This is a genomic window from Pseudomonas sp. Larv2_ips, from assembly GCF_963879675.1.
Classification (GTDB): Bacteria; Pseudomonadota; Gammaproteobacteria; order Pseudomonadales; family Pseudomonadaceae; genus Aquipseudomonas.
The window spans coordinates 800,405-821,926 of the sequence record NZ_CAWOAW010000027.1; the positions used below are offsets into that span (position 1 = coordinate 800,405).

Here is a 21,522-nt window from a genome sequence, read left to right on the forward strand (position 1 = left end):
CTCGGCACCTCGCTTTGGCTCGGTGTGCCCTCATGCAGGCTTTGGAGCGTGGGCCGCCGCGATGGGCCATCCTTGGCCCAACGCGGCTAACCCGGCGTCCTGCCGGGTTACCCACGCTCCAAAGCCTGCGTTCGGCCAGCGTGGTTTAACGGGGCGCCTCAGAGCAAGATCAAGGTCAAAAGCCAATCAAGAGCCGCTCGATCTGTTCCTGACGCGTGGCGCTCCTGAGGTGGGAGCTGGCTTGCCTGCGACAGCGGCGTATCAGCCCGACGTAGGGCGCCAGACACTCAGCAACCACAGGTAATCCAGCGGCCACGCCAGGCCGTTTTCGCTTCAGACCCTCTTCATCTTTTTATGGTCATTTATGGATAAGTCAACGTTTCGCAAACTCGGAATGCTCGCGGTATTGGCGGTTGCCATCGGCCTTGTCGTGTACACGGTGCAAGCGCCCGCCGACACACCGCAATACCTCACCGCCACGGCTGAACGGGGCGATATCGAAAATGCCGTATTGGCCACGGGCGTGCTCGAAGGCATCAAACAGGTTGACGTCGGCGCACAGGTTTCGGGGCAGTTGAAGTCGCTCAAGGTGAAGGTCGGTGACAAGGTCAAAAAAGGCCAATGGCTCGCCGAAATCGACCCGCTGATCCTGCAAAACACCTTGCGCAAAGCCCAGGTCGATGAAGAGAACCTGCAGGCCCAGCGCCGCGCCACGGCGGCGCAGCTCAAGCAGGCCAAGTCCGTCTACGAGCGCTACAAAGGCTTGCAGATCGACGAGTCGGTGTCGCGTCAGGATTTTGAAGACGCGGAATCCACCTTCCAGGTGCAGCAAGCCAACCTGCTGTCCCTGGATGCGCAGATCAAGAGTGCGCACATCCAGATCGACACCGCCAAGGTCAACCTGGCCTATACCCGCATCGTCGCGCCCATTGACGGGGATGTGGTCGGCATCGTCACCCAGGAAGGCCAGACCGTGATCGCCAACCAGCTGGCGCCGGTGCTGCTCAAGCTGGCGGACCTGGACACCATGACCGTCAAGGCGCAGGTGTCCGAGGCGGATGTGATCCACATCAGCCCGGGCCAGCAGGTGTATTTCACCATCCTCGGCGAGGCCGACAAGCGCTACTACGCCAAGCTGCGCGGGACCGAGCCGGCGCCGCAGAACTTCCTCGAAACCCAGACCGCCGGCACGCCCAAGCAGAACACCGCGGTGTTCTACAACGCGCTGTTCGACGTGCCCAACCCTGACCATCGCCTGCGCATCGCCATGACCGCTCAGGTGCGTATCGTGCTCGACACCGCCCAGGCCGCGCTGATGGTGCCGGTGGCGGCACTCGGGTCGCGCAACGCTGATGGCAGCTACCCGCTGCGCGTGCTGGATGCCAAGGGCAAAGCCGTGTCGCGGGATGTGAAGACCGGGATCAACAACAACGTCAAAGTGCAGATTCTGGACGGCCTGGTCGAGGGCGATAAGGTCGTGATCGGTGACGCATCGCCTGTTGCGGCGGGGAACTGACGCATGACCCAACCACTGTTGGAACTCAAGGGCATCACCCGCAGTTTCATGGCCGGCGAGCGCGAATTCATCGCGCTCAAGGGCATCGACTTGACCATCCATGCCGGAGAAATGGTCGCGATCATCGGCGCCTCGGGCTCGGGTAAATCCACGCTGATGAACATCCTCGGAGGCCTGGACTACGCCACCGCCGGCAGCTACAAAATCAATGGCATCGAAACCCGCTCGCTCGGCGATGAGCAACTGGCGGAACTGCGCCGCGATTACTTCGGTTTTATCTTCCAGCGCTACCACTTGCTCGCGCACCTGAGCGCCTTGCACAACGTGGAAATGCCGGCGATCTACGCCGGCACGCCAGAGACGCAACGCCACAGCCGCGCGCGGGATTTGCTCACCCGCCTGGGCCTGGCGGGGCACACCAGCCACCGGCCGAGCCAGCTTTCCGGCGGCCAGCAACAGCGCGTGAGCATCGCCCGCGCGTTGATGAACGGCGGTGAAGTGATTCTCGCCGACGAACCCACCGGCGCCCTCGACACCCACAGCGGCAAGGAGGTGATGCGCATCCTCGCCGAGCTGCACGCCGCCGGACACACAGTGATTATCGTCACCCACGACCCCAAGGTGGCCGCCAATGCCCAGCGCATTGTTGAGGTGTGTGACGGTGAGATTGTCAGCGACAAGGCCAACGACAGCGTCGGCCTGGAGGTGCCCGCTGAGGCGCCCATCGAGACCCGGCGCAGCGGTGCACGGCGTCTGGTGGCGAGCCTGGGGTTGTTCAAGGAAGCATTCAACATGGCCTGGGTGGCATTGATTTCCCATCGCATGCGCACCCTGCTGACGATGCTCGGGATTGTCATCGGCATCACCTCGGTGGTGTCGATCTCAGCCATTGGTGAGGGCGCCAAGCGTTACGTGCTCAAGGACATCCAGGCGATTGGCAGCAACACCATCGATATCTTTTCCGGCACCAGTTTTGGTGACAGCCGCGCCTCCGCCATCGAAACATTGATGCCCTCGGACGTGGAGGCGTTGAACCAGCTGTATTACGTCGACAGCGCCACGCCGGTGGTGGGCCGCAACCTGCTGCTGCGCTTTGGCAATATCGACCTGGATGCGCAGGTCAATGGCGTCAGCGACCGCTACTTCAAAGTGAAGGGATTGAAGCTGGAAGCCGGGATTGCCTTCAGCGAAAGCGACGCGCGGCGCCAGGCCCAGGTGGTGGTGATCGACCACAACACCCGACATCGCTTGTTCGGACCGAATGTGGACCCGTTGGGCCAGGTGATCCTGGTCGGCAATCTGCCGTGCACGGTGATTGGTGTGACGGCCGACAACAAAAACATGTTTGCCGCCAGCAAGGCGCTGAACGTGTGGGTGCCTTATGAGACGGCGGCGGGGCGTCTGTTGGGCCAGCGCCATCTGGACAGCATCACCGTGCGCATCAAGGACGGCCAGCCGAGCAAAGTGGTGGAAGAAAACGTCAATAAACTCATGCTGCAACGTCACGGCACCAAGGATTTTTTCACCAATAACCTCGACAGCATCATGCAAACGGTGCAGAAAACCAGCCGCTCGCTGGCGCTGCTGTTGTCGCTGATCGCGGTGATTTCGCTGCTGGTGGGCGGTATCGGGGTGATGAACATCATGCTGGTGTCGGTGACCGAGCGGACGCGCGAGATTGGTATTCGCATGGCTGTGGGCGCGCGCCAGTCGGACATCCGCCAGCAGTTTCTGGTGGAGGCGGTGATGGTGTGTTTGATCGGCGGGATGATCGGGATCTCGTTGTCCTTTGCGATCGGCTATCTGTTTTCATTGTTTGTGAAGGAATGGGAAATGGTGTTTTCCCTGGGCTCGATCATCACCGCGTTTGCGTGTTCGACCCTGATCGGCATTGTGTTTGGCTTTGTCCCGGCCAGGAATGCGGCGCGGCTGGACCCGATTGAGGCGTTGGCCAGGGACTGACGGCAGCGGTCAAATGTGGGAGCAGGCACGCCAGCTCCCACAGGTTTTTGGGTGATTCACAGGGTGGTGAGCGTGCCTTCCTCGGTCGCGTACATCCACCGCAACAACGAATGCCGCCCGCTGATGCCTAGCTTGATCGCCGCGCGTTTGAGGTAGCTCTCGATGGTGTTGACCTTGAGTGCCAGTTGCTCTGCCAATTGCGGTGCGGTACGCCCGGCCAGCAGGCCGACGCACACTTCGAGTTCGCGGTTGGAAAGCGTCAGGCCCGATTGCACCAGACGTTCTTCAATGCGCCGGCGCAGGGTTTCGATGCCCTGGTTTTCCGGCATCAGCGGTTCGCTGGTCGGGCGGCAAGGCTGGATCGCGGTGATGTGTTTTTCGACCATGGGCAGCAGCAGCGTGGAGAAGTCCTGCAGCATGCTGCGTTCCTGCGGCGAAAAGCTTTCTGACTGGTGCGAGCGGTACACCGACAGCACATAGCGCACATCGTCCCTGCGGCGCGTGAGGTGCAGTTGAGCGGCGGGTTGTTCTTCACCCAATGCGGCTACCGAATCGGTGTAGACCGGGCTGATCCTGCGGCGAGTGTGGCCTTCGGCACTGACCCGCAATTGCGTGATATGGGTGGCGTCCACTGCCAGTTGAGTCAGGATGAGGTCATGCAGCATGCGTGGGAAATGGCGACTGCCGGTGCTGGCGATGACCTTGCCTATATGTGGGAACAGGTGTGAGTTCATCAATTCGTCCATGAGTTTCGAGTGCAGGTATTCAGCCTTATCGCGACGGGATTTAAGAAGGTAACCAGGGTGAATAACCTGCAGTGATAATGCACCCGTCGAGAACCTATGCTAGTACAGCCTGGCGAAAGCATGGGGATCCAATCTGGAAAAAATCAGATTAAAAACGCATAACGATGGTCAGACCAGTCCGACCACCGTTTGTAGGAAAGCGTTGGTGGGTGCCCAAGGATTATTTCACGCTGTGCTCTTCTACCAAGGCCTGGCGGGGTGCGACGGTGCGGGTGCACTTGGCCAGGGCTTGATGGACATCCTCCAGGAGGTCGGCGATGTCCTCCAGCCCGACCGATAAACGCACAAGGCCTTCGCTGATGCCGTGTTGCGCACGTTCTTCGGGCGTGTAGGTGGAGTGGGTCATGCTGGCCGGGTGCTGGGCCAGTGATTCGGCATCGCCCAGGCTGACCGCACGGGTGAACACGTTGAGGGCGTTCATGAAGCGGCGGCCGCTTGCAATGCCGCCCTTGAGTTCAAAGGCGATCATGCCGCCGGACTGCTTCATCTGCCGCGCCGCCAATTCGTATTGTGGGAAAGAGCGCAACCCGGGGTAGGTCACCCACTGCACGGCCGGGTGTGCCTGCAGCGCCTCGGCCACCGCCAGGGCATTGCTGCAATGGCGGTCCATGCGCAGGGCCAATGTCTTGAGGCCGCGCATCAGCAACGACGCATCCTGCGGTGACATCACCGCGCCGGTCAGGTCCTTGAGGCCTTGCAGGCGAATGCGCTGCGCCAGGGCCTGGTTGCTCACGGCGATACCGGCGGTGATATCGCCATGGCCACTGAGGTACTTGGTCGCCGAGTGCACCACCACGTCGGCGCCCAGTTCCAGAGGCCGTTGCAGGTAGGGCGTGCAGTAAGTGTTGTCGACCACCACGGTAACGTTGGGCTGCTGGTGGGCAAGCGCGGCGACCGCCGCAATGTCCACCAGGCGCAAGTTGGGGTTGGCCGGCGTCTCGCAGTAGATCATGCGGGTCGCGGGGCAAAGCGCCGCGCGCAAGGCCGCCAGGTCGGTCAGGTCGACGTGGCGCACCTTGATGCCGAATTCGCCGATGCCATGGTGCAGCAGGGCGAACGTGCAGCCGTAGAGGGTCTGGCTGACAATCACCTCATCGCCGGGACGCAACAGGGTCCAGAACGTCGCGGCAATCGCGCCCATGCCGGAACTGAACGCCACGGCGGCCTCGCCGTTTTCCAGGGTGGCCATGCGCGACTCCAGCAGCGCCAGGGTCGGGTTGGAGATGCGCGTATAGAAGTGGCCGCTGGCTTCACCGGCAAAGCAGGCAGCGCCGTATTCGACCGTGGGGAATGCAAACGTGGCAGACAGATAGATCGGCGGCACCAGGGCGCCGTGGTGGTCCTTGGGGTCATAGCCGTGGTGGATGGCGCGAGTGGAAAAGCCGAATGCAGTTTGTTTATTGTTCATGTCGCACTCTCCTTATTTCCTACGATGCTATGCTCATAACCAAAGATGAACGTTGCAAAGTTTGCTGGTAATGCGCGGGTTAAGGGTCGAAACGTCGATAAAAACAATGAATAGAGGCACATTATGCCCGTGAGTCTGGATCGCACCGATAAAGCACTTTTAAACGCGCTGCAAGGCAATGCCCGGCTGACGGTGGCCGAACTGGCTGACCGGGTGGCGCTGACCACCTCGCCGTGTTGGCGCAGGGTGCGCAGCCTGGAAGAGAGCGGGGTGATCAGCGGCTACCAGGCGATCCTGTCGCCCAAGGCGCTGGGGTATGGGGTGACCGCGTTTGTGAGCATCATGATGGAAAGTCATACTCAGGAAATCGCCCGCGCGTTTGAGCAGCGGCTGTTGGAAATTCCCGAGATTGTGGCGTGCCATAACGTGTCCGGGCGTTATGACTTTTTACTTGAGGTGGTGGCCAAGGACCTCGAGTCGTTCGGGGAGTTTGCGCGCGAGGTGTTGCAAACGTTGCCTTGCGTCAAGGAGATCTATTCGAGCTTTTCGTACAAGTCGGTCAGGCGGCTGCGGGTGATTCCGTTGCCGGGGTGATCGTTTACCTTCCCGCACGGGCGCCACATTGGCCACCCAATCTTCCCCGCAATTGGATATTTCTCCAGGCACTCACGGTGACTACTCTAGCCATCAATCCCCACCGTTCTGGAGTATCACCATGCAAACCCGTACCGATTTCTACACCGCTTCCCCGGATGCCATGAAAGCCATGCTCGCCCTGGAAGCCGCTGTCGGCAAACTGTCCCTGGAACTCCCGCTGCTGGAACTGGTGCGCCTGCGCGTCTCGCAGATCAACGGCTGCGCCTTCTGCCTCGACATGCACACCGCCGACGCCCGCAAGGGCGGCGAAACCGAGCGCCGCTTGTACACCGTGTCGGCCTGGCGTGAAACGCCGTTTTTCACCCCACGTGAGCGTGCCGCCCTGGCCTGGGCCGAAAGCCTCACCCTGATCAGCCAGACCCACGCCGCAGACGAAGACTACAATGCGCTGGCCGCCGAGTTCAGCGCCCAGGAGCAGGTCGATTTGAGCGTGGCCATCGCCACCATCAACAGCTGGAACCGCTTGGCCGTGGGCTTTCGCAAGATGCCCAAGTAAGCCTTCAGCTTGATTTGAAATACCCACGTGGCGTGGTGCCGGTCATGCCCTTGAAAAAGGCGATCAACGCACTGTCACTGGCAAAGCCCAGCGCGAAAGCGCAGTAACCCAGGCTGCGCCCGGTGGCGAGCAGTTCGATGACCCGCATCAAGCGCCACTGCTGGCGCCATTGCTGATACCCGAGGCCGGTTTCCCGCAGGAAAATCCGGCCGATGGTCTTGGTGCTGGCGCCAATTTGTTTTTCCAGCGCTTGCAGCGTTGGCGGCAACCTGTCGAGATCGGCCAGCAACGGGGCCAGGCGCTTGTCCTGCGGCAAGGGCAGGAGCATCGGTTGCTCGGCGGCTTGCTGGATTTCATCCAGGCACAACCCCAGTAGGTGGGCATGCCGACCGGCGTGCCAATCGGTCTCGAACGGCGCCATTGCCATGGGCTCCAGCACCGCCCGCAGCAAGGCGCTGACTTCGATGACCCGCACCTGCTTGGGCAACTGATCAGCCAATGCCGGGCTCAGGTAGACCGACCGGTAATCCACGGTTTTGTGCATCACCGCGCGATGGGGCACACCGCAGGGGATCCATGCCGCGCGGGAGGGCGGCAGCAGGCACAGTTGGTTGTCGAGGGTGATGCGGGTGCAACCCTGTTGGGTAAACAATAGTTGCCCGCGCTGGTGGCGATGCAGGCCGGAGTCGTGGTCGCCGAGCAGCGCGGCGATGCCGATGACCGGCGCCGGGAGGCGGTCGGGGTCGAAAGACGCGTCGGCGGCAAGCCAGGCCATAGGTTGTCCGATTTGATCGATAAAATGGCGAAGTTTGGATAATACCCCAGTTGCCAGTCCTTAAACTCCTCGCGTTGTTCATACGAGGGAGTCGTCAATGAAAGTTCAAAACCTGCTGGTGCTGACCGTGGCGTTGCTGATGTTTCCGCAATTGGCCCAGACCCTTTACAGCCCGGCACTGGGTGATATCGGCGAAGCGTTTGCGGTGGGCCCCGAACGGGCAGGGCAGACCCTGTCGGTGTATTTCCTGGCGTTTGCATTCGGGGTGGTGGTGTGGGGCCGGCTGTGTGATCGCCGGGGGCGGCGGCCGGTGATGTTGGCCGGATTGGCCTTATATGTGGCGGCGTCGGTATTGGCCTTGAGTGTGACCACGTTCAATGCCTTGTTACTGGCCCAGGCGCTGGCGGCGTTCGGTGCGGCGGTCGGCTCGGTGGTGACGCAGACCGTGCTGCGCGATCGTTTCCACGGTGCGCAGTTGGCCCAGGTGTTTTCGATAATGGGCATCGCTCTGGCTGCGAGTCCTGCGCTGGGTTTGTTCAGTGGCGCGACGCTGGTGCAGTACTTCGGTTATCGCGGCATGCTGGCCGGGTTGCTGCTGGCGGCGCTGACGTTGTGGGGCTGGTGCCTGTGGGCCTTGCCCGAGACGCGTCCTGCCTCAGTGTCGACGGCGTCGCTGCCCGAAACGCTGGGCCTGATGCTCAGGGACGCAGGAATCTGGCGCTCGGTCGGTCTGGTAGCGGCGTTCAATATTGCGCTGTTCGGCTATTACAGCGTGGGGCCGTTTATTTTTGCGCGGCTGGGTTTGTCCGCTGCCCAATTCGGTTACAGCGGCGTGCTGCTGGCGCTGGGTTCGGGGCTTGGGGCGTGGCTGAACAAGCGATTGCTCAAGCGTGGCATGAACGGTGAGCAGTTGGTGCTGACCGCCGCCGGCCTGGCGGCACTGGGGGGCTTGCTCGTCGTGCTGCTGCAAGGCAGCTGGCTGTTTGTATGGCCGATGCTGTTGGTGGTGCTGGCATTCGGCATGGCAATCCCGAATGTGCTGGGTGCCGCACTGGTGCGCTATCCCGACCGGCTTGGCACGGCCGCCGCAGTGTTCGGCTTGCTGTATTACTTGATGATCGGCGCCGGGCTTGGGCTGGTGGCCTGGGCCCAGAACCTGGGCTGGAGCCTGTTGATCTGTGGCTTCGCGGCGCTGTGTCTGGCAGCGCCGCGAGTGTTCAGAAGTTGACCGAAGCACTCAGGCGCGCCGTCAGCGGCGCGCCCTGGAACAGGTAGTCATCGCCCATGTATTCGCCGGCGTCGCGCCAGTAACGCTTGTCGAACAGGTTGTCGACGCTCAGGCGAAACACGGTTTCATAGCCGTCGACTTTGGTGGTGTAGCGGCTACCGACATTGACCACTGCATAATCCCCTACCTCAACATTGCCGGTGCGGTTGGCGTATTTCTTGGCGCTGTATTGCACACCACCGAGCAGCGCCAGACCGTTCACCCACGGCAACGCGTAGTCGGCGTACACGCTGGCGCGCAATGTGGGCACGTTGATCGCCTGATGGCCTTCGTATTCCGGCGTGCCGCTGTTGCTCACGCGCGCGCGAATCGCCGCCACGCTGGTTGCGATTTGCAGGCGGTCGGTGGCCCAGCCGTTGGCCGACAATTCCAATCCGGTGTTCTTCTGCTCGCCCTGTTGCACGTAGGTGAACAGACCGGCGCCGTCGGGCTTGGCGTATTGGTAGGCTTGGCGTGTCTGGAACACGGCGGCGGCGAAACTGATGCGGCGCCAGTCGTATTTGACCCCGGCTTCGATTTGCCGTGAGACGGTTGGAGCCAGAGTTTCGTCGGCGTTTTCAGCGAACCAAGGCGCCGTGCCGCCCAGCGACAGGCCTTTGCTGTAGCTGGTGTACAGCGAGATGTTTTCCACTGGTTTGTAAATCAACGAAGCTTGAGGAAGGAACACGTATTGCTGGGTGTGGCGAGCCTGGTTGCCATTATCGTCATAGGCTTTTTCATCCAGGCGCACTTCACGGCCGCCAAGAATGGTTTGCCATTGCTCGTTGAAGCGAATTCGGTCGGTGACGAACAGCCCGTACTGGCGGCTGTCGAGGTTGCGGTGGCTATCATTGAGCGGCACGTCAGTGGGCGCGAATGTCGATGAGTCGGCGTCGATGTTGCTGGTGCCAATGGACTCATTGACCGATTTGCGCTTGTCGATCACCCGGCGAAACGCGCTGGTGCCCAAGGTCAGCTCATGGCCGATGCCTGCGGTGTCGAACAGCCCGGTCATCGCCGCCTGCACTTCATCGTCGCGGCGGGTGTCGTCGGGGCTGCGATAGTCGTAGACGTCGTAGTTGCCTTCGGGGCTGAAATGGTTGGGCACGCTCGATGAACTACAGCTGGTCGAGCCATAACAGCCCCAGGCAAACGCGCTGTAGTCATCAATCACCACCTTGCTGCGCGCGGCGCTGAGAGTGCCTTTCCACTGATCGCTGAAACGGTATTCGAACTTGCCGTTGAGGTTCAGCGAGTCGATGCCCACCTGTTTGGAACCACTCTGGTGCCCCAGCAGTTTTTTCGGCGAGGCATCGTGGGGCACCTCGGTTCCGCCCAGCAGTTGATAACCCGGCACCGAGCGCTGTTGCTTGTTCTGGTATTCCGCATCCAGTTGCAGCACGGCGTCGGGGCTGATAGTCCAGTCGAACGCCAGGGACACGAAATCGCGCTGGCCATTGGCGTGCTCCACATAGCTGTTGAGGTCTTCATGGGCCACGTTGGCGCGCAGGCCAAACTGCTGCTCGCTGCCGAACCAGCCGCCGACATCGGTGGCGATGTAACCGCTGCCGCGATCGTCGGTGGACACCGTGACCGAGCGCACGTCTTGCGGGCGTTTGGTCACGTAGTTGATCACTCCGCTGGGCTCGGCAATGCCGCTCTGCAAACCGGCCAGGCCCTTGAGCACTTCCACTTGCTGTTTGTTTTCGAGGGCGACGTTCTGCTCGCCGGTGATGGTACGCCCATTGATCTTGTAGCTGCTTGCCGCATTGAGCGAGAAGCCGCGCACCACGAAGTTTTCGTAATAACCAATCGGTGCATAGCTGTCGCCGACCGAGGCATCGTTGCGCAGCACTTCGCTGAGCAGGCGCGCTTGCTGGTCCTTGATCAGCGCGGCGTTGATCACCGTGATCGAGGCCGGGGTGTCCAGCAACGGCGCCTCATCGAAGCCGCCGACCGATGCGGTTTCACTGCGGTAGCCGGACTCGTCCTGGCCCTGGACGTTCACCGCCGGCAGCTCAATTTCAGCCGCCAGGCTGCTACCGATGCCGCCGCTGAGCAGCAGGCCGAGGGCGAAACGTGAGTGAACGGCAGGACGAAAACGCAAAACCATGGAGGCAGGGCCTTATAGCGCAGGACGAGGGGCGCATAAGCTAGGGGGAAGTGCGGGGTTTTACAAGTTACTGAGAACGGTTCTGTCGTCCCATCTTTCAGCTGGAGCGCTTCAGGGTTTCACTGGGCAGTTCCTTGAACAATGCGCGGTAGCTATTCGAAAACCGCCCCAAATGCCAGAACGACCAGTTCATCGCGACTTCGGCCACGGTGGTGTCGGCTGCGGTTAACAGCTCGCGCCGCGCCCCGTTCAAGCGGCGCAGCCGCAACCACTGCGCCGGGCTCATTCCGGTGTAGGTCTTGAAGCCTTGCTGTAACTGGCGCAGCGGCACACCGGCGATTTGCGCCAACTCCAGCAAGTTGACGGTTTCATCCGGCGCATCCGCTGCCCACTCGCCGATGCGCGCCATCAGCAGGCGTTCCTCGCTGCGTCGCTGCAATGAGCCGCGGTCCAGGCACACGCAGGCGTTGTCGAGGATGAACAGGCAATCGTCGAGCAACTGCTGGGTGAGGGCATCGCGGCTGATCGGGTCGAGTGTGGCAGACAACCGCGTCAGGGTGCCGCTGAGCCAACGGGTGAACAGCGCATTCTGCTGACAGGTCAGCGGGGCCATGAACAGGCCTTCGAGTTTGGCCACATCCAGGCCATGGCGCTGCACGAACTGCGGGCCGAACACCACGGCCACTTCGCGGTAGTTTTCCGGGGTGATCCAGGTGTTGCGGCTTTCGCCATTGAGCAGGTACAGCGCGTTGTCGCTGCCATCGAAACAGAACGCCAATGCACCGGGCGGCGCGTTGAAGTTCTGCTCCACGCGCGTGTTCATGCACTCTTCGTACACCTGCACGCCTTGCAGGTCGAGGTAACGGATCTGCCCGGCAAAATGCCCTGGGGACATCTGCTGATACTGCTGCACCCAACCGGGTGTCGCACTGCATTGAGCGGCCACATCACCGGTAGTGAAAGCCTGTACGCGCAAAGCTGTTGCCTGTGTCATGGGTAACCTGGGCGCACTCTATTGGTGCGTTGTGGTTGGTGCAAAGTGGATAGATGCCGCAGGGCGGCGGCATCAAGATAGACCTCAATGCGCCGCGAGTACAAGCCGGCGCATGCACCCAACCCATGACGAGGTCCTTATGAACGCCCCCTTCGATCAGCTGTCCGCCTGGCTGAAAGAACACAAGATTACCGAAGTCGAATGCGTGATCAGTGATTTGACTGGCATCGCACGCGGCAAGATTGCGCCCACCAACAAGTTCCTGCATGAGCGAGGCATGCGCCTGCCGGAAAGTGTGTTGCTGCAAACGGTGACCGGGGACTTTGTCGACGACGATATCTATTACGACCTGCTCGACCCGGCCGACATCGACATGATCTGCCGCCCGGTGTCCAACGCCACGTACGTGGTGCCGTGGGCTATCGAGCCCACCGCGATTGTGATCCACGACACCTATGACAAGCAGGGCAACCCGATTGAGCTGTCGCCGCGCAACGTGCTGAAAAAGGTGCTGCAGCTGTATACCGAGCAAGGCTGGCAGCCGATTGTGGCGCCGGAAATGGAGTTCTACCTGACCCAGCGCTGCGAAGATCCGGACCTGCCGTTGAAAACCCCGGTGGGCCGCTCCGGTCGCGCCGAAACCGGCCGCCAGTCATTTTCCATCGACGCCGCCAACGAATTCGATCCGCTGTTCGAAGACGTCTACGACTGGTGCGAGCTGCAGGGCCTGGACCTCGACACGTTGATCCACGAAGACGGCCCGGCGCAGATGGAAATCAACTTCCGCCACGGCGATGCCCTGCACCTGGCCGACCAGATCACCGTGTTCAAACGCACCCTGCGCGAAGCCGCGCTCAAGCACAACGTGGCCGCCACCTTCATGGCCAAGCCGGTGGCCGACGAGCCCGGCAGCGCCATGCACCTGCACCAGAGCGTGGTGGACATCGCCACCGGCAAACCGGTGTTTGTCGATGCCGACGGCACGATGAGCCAGCTGTTCTTGCACCACATCGGCGGGTTGCAGACGTACATCCCAAAGCTGCTGCCGATGTTCGCGCCGAACGTGAATTCGTTCCGCCGCTTCCTGCCGGACACCTCGGCGCCGGTCAACGTGGAGTGGGGCGAAGAAAACCGCACCGTCGGCCTGCGCGTGCCCACTTCCAGCCCCGAGGCAATGCGCGTGGAGAACCGTTTGCCGGGCGCGGACGCCAACCCATACTTGGCAATTGCGGCCAGCTTGTTGTGCGGCTACCTGGGCATGATCGAAAAGATCGAGCCGAGCGCCCCGGTGGAAGGGCGCGCCTACGAGCGCCGCAACCTGCGCCTGCCGTTCACCCTCGAAGACGCGCTGGCGCGGATGGAGGATTGCGACACGGTCAAGCAATACCTGGGCGAGAAGTTCGTGCGCGGCTACGTGGCAGTCAAACGCGCCGAACATGAGAATTTCAAGCGGGTGATCAGTTCCTGGGAACGTGAGTTCCTGCTGTTGAGCGTCTAAAAAAACTCAAAAGGGGTGTCGATATGCGTCTTGTGAAAAAGCTTCTCCCGCTGGCCCTGGTGGCCGCGTTCAGCAGTGCCAGCCAAGCCGCGCCGACGGTCAGCGTCTACAACTGGACCGACTACATCGGTGAGACCACCTTGGCTGATTTCCAGGCCAAGACCGGGATCAAAGTGGTCTACGACGTCTTCGATTCCAACGAAACCCTGGAGGGCAAGTTGCTGGCGGGGCGCACCGGCTATGACGTGGTGGTGCCGTCCAACCACTTCCTGGCGCGCCAGGTGAAGGCCGGCGCGTTCCTCAAGCTCGACCGCTCGCAGCTGCCGAACTTCAAGAACCTCGACCCCAAACTGCTCAAGCTGCTGGAGAAAAACGACCCGGGCAATGCGCATTCGGTGCCCTACCTGTGGGGCACCAATGGTATCGGCTACAACGTCGACAAGGTCAAGCAAGTGCTGGGCATCGACCATATCGATTCGTGGGCGGTGCTGTTCGAACCCGAGAACATCAAAAAACTCCACGAGTGCGGCGTCGCCTTCCTCGATTCGGCGGACGAGCTGTTCCCGGCGATCCTCAATTACATGGGCAAGGACCCGCGCAGCGAGAACCCCGAGGACTACAAACAGGCCGAAGCCAAGCTGCTGACACTGCGCCCGTACATCACGTATTTCCATTCCTCCAAGTACATCTCGGATCTGGCCAACGGCGATATCTGCGTGGCCTTCGGGTATTCCGGCGACGTGTTCCAGGCCGCCAACCGCGCCAAGGAAGCCAAAAACGGTGTGAACATCGCCTACTCAATTCCCAAGGAAGGCTCCAACCTGTGGTTCGACTTGCTGGCGATTCCGGCCGATGCCAGCAACCCGAAAGAAGCCCACGCGTTCATCAACTATTTGCTCGACCCCGAAGTGATCGCCAAGGTCAGTGCCTCGGTCGGCTACGCCAATGCCAACCCCGCCGCCAAGCCGTTCATGGCGCCGGAACTGGTGAACAACCCTGAGGTGTACCCGTCGCAGGAAGTGCTCGACAAACTCTACATTTCCACCACGCCGACCCCGGCGACCATGCGCCTGATGACCCGCGCCTGGAGCAAAGTGAAGACCAACAAATGATTTCATCCAGTGACCACGCCCGGTCCTATTACCGTGCTTCGGCCAATGCCATGCCTGAGCGTCCATCGCTGGGCACCGACCTGAGCGCCGATGTGTGCGTGATCGGCGGCGGTTTTACCGGGGTCAACACGGCCATCGAGCTGGCCCAGCGCGGGCTCTCGGTGATTCTGCTGGAGGCCCGGCGCATCGGCTGGGGTGCCAGCGGGCGTAATGGCGGGCAGTTGATTCGTGGCATCGGCCATGACGTGTCGGGGTTCGCCAGGTACGTAGGCGAGGAGGGCGTGCGTTACCTGGAGCGGGCCGGGATTGATTCGGTGGCGCTGGTAGGCGAGCGCATTCTTCAGCACAGCATTGACTGCGATCTGCGCTGGGGCTTTTGCGAACTGGCCAATACCACGGCGCAATTCGCTGCGTTCAAGGGCGAGCAGCAACGCCTTGCGGCGTTTGGGTATGCCCATGAAACTCGGCTGGTCGAAGCGCAGGACATGCAGCAGGTGGTCGGTTCGATGGTCTATGCCGGTGGCTTGGTGGACATGGGCTCTGGCCACCTGCACCCGCTGAATCTGGTGCTCGGCGAGGCGCAGGTGGCCGAGTCGCTGGGGGTGCGGATTTTCGAGCGCACCCAGGTCGTCGAACTGATCCACGGCGACACCGTGCAAGTGCGCTGCGCCGCTGGCACGGTGCGCGCCGCCCACTTGGTGCTGGCGTGCAATGCGCACCTGGATGAACTGGAACCGCGCTTGAGCGGCAAGGTGCTGCCGGCGGGCAGCTACATTATCGCCACCGAGCCGTTGTCCGAGGCAGTCGCCAAGCAATTGATCCCGCAGAACCTGGCGCTGTGTGACCAGAAAGTCGGGCTGGATTACTACCGACTTTCCGCCGACCGCCGACTGTTGTTCGGCGGTGCGTGCCATTACTCCGGGCGTGATCCGGTGGACATCGCCGCGTATATGCAGCCCAAGATGCTCAAGGTATTCCCGCAGTTGGCGGGTACCGCCATCGAGTTCCAGTGGGGCGGCAAGATCGGCATTACCGCCAACCGCTTTGCGCAAGTCGGGCGGCTCAAGCAGCACCCGAATGTGTTCTATGCCCAGGGCTATTCCGGGCATGGACTGAACGTGACCCACTGGTGTGCAACGCTTTTGGCCGAAGCCATTCATGCGGGCCACAGCCAGGGCCTGGATATTTTCAGCCAGGTGCCGCACATGACGTTTCCGGGCGGCAAGGCCTTGCGCTCGCCGCTGTTGGCGCTGGGGATGTTGTGGTTGCGCCTGCGCGAGAGGTTTGGCTGACCCGGGTGGGAGCGGGCTTGCTCGCGAAAACAGGGTGTCAGGCGATGCATGTGCTGGCTGACCCACCGCGTTCGCGAGCAAGCCCGCTCCCACCTTTAAGGCATTGTCAGCCTTCGGGTTCGGTGAGCACTTTGCGGAAGGTTTCCACCAGCGGGCGCAGGTTGACCCGATGCCATGCCGCCCACAACGGTGTGGTGTAAGTCATCCACGGCAGCTCGCGCAACACCACGCCGGGCGGGGCATTGCGGCTCAAGCCTTTTTGCACCATGGCCACGCCCAAGCCCGAGGCCACCAGGCCCAATGCGGTGAACGGCTCGCTGGCTTCCATCGGGATTTGCGGGGTAAAACCGGCCCGAATGCAGGCCGCGACGAAATCATCGGCAGGGTTAGCGCCGGCTTTGCGTTGCACGCCAATCCATTCCTGATCGGCCAGATGTTCGGGCAGCAGTTCGTTGTGTTTGGCCAGCGGATGATGCTCAGGCAGGGCCAGCAGCATGGGGTCGTCCAGCACTTGCAACGCGGTCAGGTCCGGGTCATCGGCGGCCGGTGGCTCGCTGACCAGGGCGATATCCAGGCTGCGCTGGCGCAGGCCTTCGAGCTGTTCGAGCGACGGCAAGTTGTACAGCTTGATATGCACGGTGGGGCGGTCGTCTCTCAACACGCGCAAGGCGTTGGGCAGCACACCGGCGTGCATGGCGTTTTCGATATAGCCGATGCACAAACCGCCTTCTTCACCGCGGCCCAGGCGTTTGCCCAGGGATTCCAGGCGATTGGCGTGGGTCAGCAGCGCCTTGGTTTCGGCCAGAAACGTCTGGCCGTCGCGCGTCAGGCGGATGCGCTGCTGGCTGCGTTCGAACAGGGTCAGGCCCAAACGCTCTTCGAGCTGGGCGATCTGCCGGCTCAAGGGCGACTGGGAGATATGCAACCGTTCGGCGGCGCGGCCGACGTGTTCTTCTTCGGCAACGACTTCGAAGTAGCGCAATTGGCGCAGATCAATCATGTAAGACCTCGCAGGACTCAAGTTGGTCGCAGTATGTCTTGGACGGTCCGATCTATGCAATCTAGGATCTGCTCAACGGTCACAGCGACCCTGAACCCGATTGAGGATCCACCATGAGCTTGAAAGACAAACTGCCCGGCCAACTGGGCTTTGGCACCGCACCGCTGGGCAACATGTTCCGCGCCGTTCCCGAAGACGAAGCCCAGGCCACCGTCGAGGCCGCCTGGAACAGCGGCGTGCGTTATTTCGACACCGCGCCGTTCTACGGCTCGGGGCTGTCGGAAATCCGCCTGGGCCAGGCCCTGTCGCAGTACAACCGCGATGACTTCGTGCTCAGCACCAAAGTCGGCCGCGTGATTCTCGACGAAGTCGAAGAAAGCGCCCGCGACCTCGGCGAAAAAAGCGGTGTGTTCGAACATGGCCGCCCGAACAAGATGCTCAACGACTACAGCGCCGACGCCACCCTGCGCTCTATCGAAGACAGCCTGAAGCGCCTGCAGACCGACCGTCTGGACATCGTGTGGATTCACGACATTGCCCAGGATTTCTACGGCGACCAGTGGCTGGACTACTTCAACCAGGCCCGCACCGGCGCCTTCAAAGTGCTGACCCGCTTGCGTGAAGAAGGCGTGATCAAAGCCTGGGGCCTGGGCGTGAACCGCGTCGAGCCGTGCGAGCTGACCCTGGACCTGAGCGAAGCGCAGCCCGACGGTTTCCTGTTGGCCGGCCGCTACACCCTGCTGGACCACGAGCGTGCCCTGCAACGCCTGATGGATGCCGCACTGGCGCAGAACGTCGAAATCGTCGTTGGCGGCCCTTACAGCTCGGGGATTCTGGCCGGCGGTGCGCACTTCGAATACCAGAAGGCCAGCCCGGCGATTATCAGCAAGGTCGAGCAGATCAAAGCGATTGCCCAGGCGTTTGGCGTGAGCGTGAAGGCTGCAGCGCTGCAATTCTCCCTGGCCCACCCGGCGGTGGCCGCAGTGATTCCAGGTGCCAGTCGTCCGGGGCGGATTGCCGAAGACGTCGCGGCGTTGTCAGAGAAGATTCCGGCAGCCTTCTGGCAGGCCTTGCGCGACGCACAGTTGATTTCGGCCCGCGCACCTCTGCCGCTTTAACCCGAGGATTCAACCATGAAAATTGATGTGAGCGGCAAAGTAGCCATCGTCAGCGGCAGCACTGCCGGGATCGGCCTGGGCATCAGCCAGGCGCTGGCGCAATCCGGCGCCACCGTGGTGGTGATCGGGCGTGAGTCGGGCAAGGTCGACGACGCCCTGGCGAGCATTCGCCAGGCGGTGCCGAACGCTGACCTGCGCGGGCTGGTCGCGGACCTCGGCACAGCTGAAGGTGCCGAAAAACTGTTCGCTGCCGAACCGCGCGCCGACATCCTGGTCAACAACCTGGGCATCTTCAACGATGTGGATTTCTTCGACGCACCGGACAGCGAGTGGACGCGCTTCTACGAGGTCAATGTGATCTCCGGCGTGCGCCTGGCGCGCCATTATGTGCCGGGCATGGTTGAGCAGGGCTGGGGGCGGGTGATCTTCCTGTCTTCGGAGTCCGGGGTGGCAACGCCGGCGGACATGATCAACTACGGCGTGACCAAAAGTGCCAACCTGGCGGTCTCCCATGGTTTGGCGAAGCGTCTGGCCGGCACCGGTGTGACGGTCAATGCGGTGCTGCCGGGGCCGACCTTTACCGACGGCCTGGAGCAGATGCTCAAAGACGCAACCGCCAAGTCCGGGCGCAGTGCGCGGGAAGAGGCGGACGTGTTTGTGCGCAATGCGCGGCCCACGTCGATCATCCAGCGCGCGGCAAATGTGGATGAAGTGGCCAACCTGGTGGCGTACATTGCTTCACCCTTGTCTTCTGCAACCACGGGCGCCGCATTGCGCGTCGACGGTGGTGTTGTCGACAGCATGGCGATCTGAATTCCTGTCATTTTTTTGGAGTATTTATTGTGGCGACAGCTTCTTCTGTGATTGAGGTTCCGGTTTCGGCCGATCAGGTCTGGCAATTGATTGGCGGCTTTAACACGCTGCCCGATTGGCTGCCGTTTATCGTCAAAAGCGAGGCGAGCGACGGCGGGCGTGTGCGTCACTTGCAAACCGCGGACGGCGGTGTGGTGGTCGAGCGCTTGCAGAGCTTTGATAACGTGGCACGCACTTACAGCTACACGATCGAGCAGTCGCCGTTTCCGGTGAGTGCTTACCTGGCGACGTTGCAGGTTGAGGCGTTGACCGATGCGTCGGCGAAAGTGACGTGGTCCGGCGTGTTCACCCCGGCGGCGGGGACCACGGACGCGGCGGTGGAGGAGTTGTTCACCGGCGTGTACAGCGGTGGGCTTGAGGCGCTGCGCGCCAACTTCCCGGCTTGATCTGCCAGGCCCCACAGGCCCAATGTGGGAGCGGGCTTGCTCGCGAAAGCGGTGGGTCAGTCGATGAATCTGTTGACTGACACACTGCATTCGCGAGCAAGCCCGCTCCCACATTTTTTGACCGGGGTTTTCTTCAGGCTTCAGGCATCAATTGCTGCCGACACTCCAGCAGCAGGCATGCACCCCCGCATTGGCTGTTGCCGACTTCCAACTTGAACCCATGCAGGTTGATGATCGCCGCCACAATCGACAAGCCCAACCCGAACCCGCCTTGCTGGTCGCTTTCATCCACGCGGTAGAAGCGCTGGAACACTGCGTCGCGCTCCGCCGCCGGAATGCCCGGGCCGGAGTCGTGCACTTCGATACGCGTGCTGCCGGCATCATTGACGCCACGCAGGATCACCTCACCGTTGGGTGGCGAGAACTTGATCGAGTTGCTCAACAGATTGGCCAAGGCTTCGAACAACAGTGCGCGGTCGCCGGTGATCCACGGCAGCGAGTCGGGCACTTCGAGGCGCAGCTGCAATTCGCCTTCTTCCGCCAGGGGCAGGTAAAAGTCATGCAGTTCGCGCAACAGCGGCAGCGGGTCCATCACCAGGAAACCCGAACGGCGCTGGTGGTCTTCCAGCTCCGAGATGCGCAACAGCCCGCGAAAGCGCGCCATCAGCGTATCGGTTTCGGCAATCGCATCGTCCAGTTTCACTGCGTAGACGGAGTTTTCCTCTGCCTCTTGTTTGATGCGGTAAAGCTGCGCGCGCAAGCGCGTCAGCGGCGTGCGCAGGTCGTGGGCGATGTTGTCGCACACGCCCTTGACCTCGTTCATCAGCTTCTCGATGCGATCGAGCATGGCGTTGACGATGGCGGCGAGCATGTCCAGTTCGTCGCGTCGGTCAGACAACGGCAGGCGGTGTGTCAGGTCACCGGCGACGATGGCCTCGGCGCTGGCCTGTATGCCGCGGATGCGCCGCAGCGGGCGACGGCGTAACAAATGCCAACCGGCAGCACCGGGGATAATCGTCAGGGAGAGTGCCCACAGCAGCGCATGCCAGATGATCCGGGTCACGCCAAACAGTGAACCGTTGGCGCGCACGAGTACCAGCCAGCGGCCGTCTTCGGTGTGGGTGGCCACTGCATCGCAGCTGTCCTTGGGCAATTTAGGGTCGTCGGAGTCGACACAGTTGGCCAGGGCGTGGATCTTGCCGTCCAGCGGCAGGTCCGGTGGCACTGCGCGGATCGGCCCGCTCAAAGGGCGAAATTGCTCATCGAACAGGCCATAGGCGTCCACGCCTTTCATGTCGAAGGTCATGCTGGTGGTGAGGGCTTCCACCAGTTCTTCACCGTCGAAGCGTTGAAACAGGTGCTGGCGCTGCATCAGCGAGTGACGCGACAGGTCACCCAGGTAACCCGAGACCTCGTAATACAGCACCCCCATGAGGATGCAGCTCCAGGCCACGAACAACGAACTGTAAAGCGCCAGCAAGCGGCTGCTGGAGGAGCGCCAGCCTTTAGAGGGGTTCAGCAATGACATAACCGGAACCTCGTACCGTGCGGATCAGCGGCGTGAGGCCCGGCGGGTCGATTTTTTTGCGCAGGCGACCGATGTGCACGTCGATCAGGTTGGTGCCCGGGTCGAAGTGATAACCCCAGACTTCTTCGAAGATCATCATTCGCGAGAGGATCTGCCCGGTATTGCGCATCAGGAATTCGAGCAGTTTGTATTCGGTGGGCAGCAGGCTCAACGGCTGATCGGCGCGGCTGGCTTCGCGGCTGATCAGGTTCAGTTCGAGGTCGGCCACGCGCAGGGCGGTTTCGAACTCCTTGACCGTGCTTTTGCGCCGCAGCAGCACTTCGACGCGGGCGGCCATTTCGTCGGACGCAAACGGCTTGGTCAGGTAGTCATCGCCGCCGGCCCGCAGGCCGCGTACCCGCTCGTCGACATCGGAGAGGGCGCTGATCATCAGGATCGGCGTCGACACCCCAATGGTACGCAGGGTCGTGACGATGGCCAGGCCATCGAGTTCCGGCAGCATACGGTCGAGGGTGATCAGATCGTAATCACCACTCACAGCGCGGACCAGGCCTTCACGGCCGTTGTCCACCCAATCTACATCCAGTCCATGGCTACTCAGCTCGGCGACGATCTCGCGGGCTGTAACGGCGTCATCCTCGATGGTCAAAATACGGGTCATAGGATTACCTGGTGAGCGATTCACACTAGAAGTGGGGGCATTTTGCCAAGAAATGCCTGA

The 21,522-nt window shown here is 61.7% G+C and carries 19 protein-coding genes; 11 read left to right on the forward strand and 8 right to left on the reverse strand.

Annotated elements, in window-relative coordinates; genetic code table 11:
• The first annotated feature begins 364 nt into the window (after positions 1 to 364).
• Positions 365 to 1,516: a macrolide transporter subunit MacA gene (macA, locus tag AACV02_RS20615; RefSeq protein WP_106580318.1), complete on the forward strand. Its 1,152-nt coding sequence runs from the start codon at positions 365 to 367 to the stop codon at positions 1,514 to 1,516.
• A gap of 3 nt (positions 1,517 to 1,519) precedes the next feature.
• Complete coding sequence (locus AACV02_RS20620; protein WP_106580317.1) at positions 1,520 to 3,478, forward strand: MacB family efflux pump subunit; 1,959 nt, start codon at positions 1,520 to 1,522, stop codon at positions 3,476 to 3,478.
• A gap of 56 nt (positions 3,479 to 3,534) precedes the next feature.
• Here the strand turns inward: AACV02_RS20620 and AACV02_RS20625 are convergent, their stop codons facing one another.
• Positions 3,535 to 4,212, reverse strand: coding sequence for a response regulator transcription factor (locus AACV02_RS20625; protein ID WP_119741634.1), 678 nt, complete (start codon positions 4,210 to 4,212; stop codon positions 3,535 to 3,537).
• 232 nt (positions 4,213 to 4,444) lie between these two features.
• Entirely contained in the window at positions 4,445 to 5,692 is a 1,248-nt protein-coding gene (locus AACV02_RS20630; RefSeq protein ID WP_119741636.1) for a methionine gamma-lyase, read from the reverse strand.
• Positions 5,693 to 5,815: 123 nt separating this feature from the next.
• Here AACV02_RS20630 and AACV02_RS20635 point away from each other — a divergent pair, with 123 nt between their 5' ends.
• Together AACV02_RS20635 and AACV02_RS20640 are read left to right on the forward strand one after the other, a co-directional pair.
• Entirely contained in the window at positions 5,816 to 6,286 is a 471-nt protein-coding gene (locus AACV02_RS20635; RefSeq protein WP_106580315.1) for an Lrp/AsnC family transcriptional regulator, read from the forward strand.
• A gap of 121 nt (positions 6,287 to 6,407) precedes the next feature.
• Entirely contained in the window at positions 6,408 to 6,845 is a 438-nt protein-coding gene (locus AACV02_RS20640) for a carboxymuconolactone decarboxylase family protein (RefSeq protein WP_106580314.1), read from the forward strand.
• A gap of 4 nt (positions 6,846 to 6,849) precedes the next feature.
• Here the strand turns inward: AACV02_RS20640 and AACV02_RS20645 are convergent, their stop codons facing one another.
• Entirely contained in the window at positions 6,850 to 7,620 is a 771-nt protein-coding gene (locus tag AACV02_RS20645; protein WP_106580313.1) for an AraC family transcriptional regulator, read from the reverse strand.
• A gap of 97 nt (positions 7,621 to 7,717) precedes the next feature.
• On the opposite strand from AACV02_RS20645, the gene AACV02_RS20650 reads away from it, so the two are divergent.
• A complete protein-coding gene (locus tag AACV02_RS20650; RefSeq protein WP_119741638.1) occupies positions 7,718 to 8,848 on the forward strand; it encodes an MFS transporter in 1,131 nt (376 codons plus the stop codon).
• On the opposite strand, the gene AACV02_RS20655 is transcribed toward AACV02_RS20650, so the two are convergent.
• Entirely contained in the window at positions 8,838 to 11,000 is a 2,163-nt protein-coding gene (locus tag AACV02_RS20655) for a TonB-dependent siderophore receptor (protein WP_119741640.1), read from the reverse strand. The genes AACV02_RS20650 and AACV02_RS20655 overlap by 11 nt on opposite strands.
• Before the next feature lie 97 nt (positions 11,001 to 11,097).
• The gene (locus tag AACV02_RS20660) at positions 11,098 to 11,994 is read right to left on the reverse strand and encodes a helix-turn-helix domain-containing protein (RefSeq protein WP_106580310.1); all 897 of its coding nucleotides are present in this window, start codon (positions 11,992 to 11,994) and stop codon (positions 11,098 to 11,100) included.
• A gap of 139 nt (positions 11,995 to 12,133) precedes the next feature.
• Between AACV02_RS20660 and AACV02_RS20665 the strand changes: the two genes are divergently transcribed.
• The 3 genes from AACV02_RS20665 to AACV02_RS20675 are packed head-to-tail and all read left to right on the forward strand — an operon-like array spanning position 12,134 to position 15,896.
• Positions 12,134 to 13,492, forward strand: coding sequence for a glutamine synthetase family protein (locus AACV02_RS20665; protein ID WP_119741642.1), 1,359 nt, complete (start codon positions 12,134 to 12,136; stop codon positions 13,490 to 13,492).
• A 23-nt stretch (positions 13,493 to 13,515) separates the two neighbouring features.
• A complete protein-coding gene (locus AACV02_RS20670; protein ID WP_106580308.1) occupies positions 13,516 to 14,604 on the forward strand; it encodes a polyamine ABC transporter substrate-binding protein in 1,089 nt (362 codons plus the stop codon).
• Entirely contained in the window at positions 14,601 to 15,896 is a 1,296-nt protein-coding gene (locus tag AACV02_RS20675; protein WP_119741644.1) for an NAD(P)/FAD-dependent oxidoreductase, read from the forward strand. Before AACV02_RS20670 ends, AACV02_RS20675 begins: the two co-directional genes overlap by 4 nt.
• Positions 15,897 to 16,002: 106 nt before the next feature.
• Here AACV02_RS20675 and AACV02_RS20680 read toward each other — a convergent pair whose 3' ends face one another.
• Positions 16,003 to 16,896, reverse strand: coding sequence for a LysR substrate-binding domain-containing protein (locus AACV02_RS20680; RefSeq protein ID WP_106580306.1), 894 nt, complete (start codon positions 16,894 to 16,896; stop codon positions 16,003 to 16,005).
• Between the two features lie 113 nt (positions 16,897 to 17,009).
• On the opposite strand from AACV02_RS20680, the gene AACV02_RS20685 reads away from it, so the two are divergent.
• The 3 genes from AACV02_RS20685 to AACV02_RS20695 are packed head-to-tail and all read left to right on the forward strand — an operon-like array spanning position 17,010 to position 19,273.
• On the forward strand, positions 17,010 to 18,014 hold the full coding sequence (locus AACV02_RS20685; protein ID WP_119741646.1) for an aldo/keto reductase: 1,005 nt from the start codon (positions 17,010 to 17,012) through the stop codon (positions 18,012 to 18,014).
• Between the two features lie 15 nt (positions 18,015 to 18,029).
• Positions 18,030 to 18,827 carry an SDR family NAD(P)-dependent oxidoreductase gene (locus AACV02_RS20690; protein ID WP_119741648.1) on the forward strand — a complete coding sequence of 266 codons (798 nt, stop codon included), beginning with the start codon at positions 18,030 to 18,032 and terminating at the stop codon, positions 18,825 to 18,827.
• Positions 18,828 to 18,856: 29 nt separating this feature from the next.
• Entirely contained in the window at positions 18,857 to 19,273 is a 417-nt protein-coding gene (locus AACV02_RS20695; protein WP_119741650.1) for an SRPBCC family protein, read from the forward strand.
• Between the two features lie 133 nt (positions 19,274 to 19,406).
• Here the strand turns inward: AACV02_RS20695 and AACV02_RS20700 are convergent, their stop codons facing one another.
• Both AACV02_RS20700 and AACV02_RS20705 read right to left on the reverse strand, forming a co-directional pair.
• On the reverse strand, positions 19,407 to 20,801 hold the full coding sequence (locus AACV02_RS20700; RefSeq protein WP_106580302.1) for a sensor histidine kinase: 1,395 nt from the start codon (positions 20,799 to 20,801) through the stop codon (positions 19,407 to 19,409).
• Positions 20,779 to 21,462 carry a response regulator transcription factor gene (locus AACV02_RS20705; RefSeq protein ID WP_010564812.1) on the reverse strand — a complete coding sequence of 228 codons (684 nt, stop codon included), beginning with the start codon at positions 21,460 to 21,462 and terminating at the stop codon, positions 20,779 to 20,781. Before AACV02_RS20705 ends, AACV02_RS20700 begins: the two co-directional genes overlap by 23 nt.
• Positions 21,463 to 21,522: the final 60 nt, after the last annotated feature.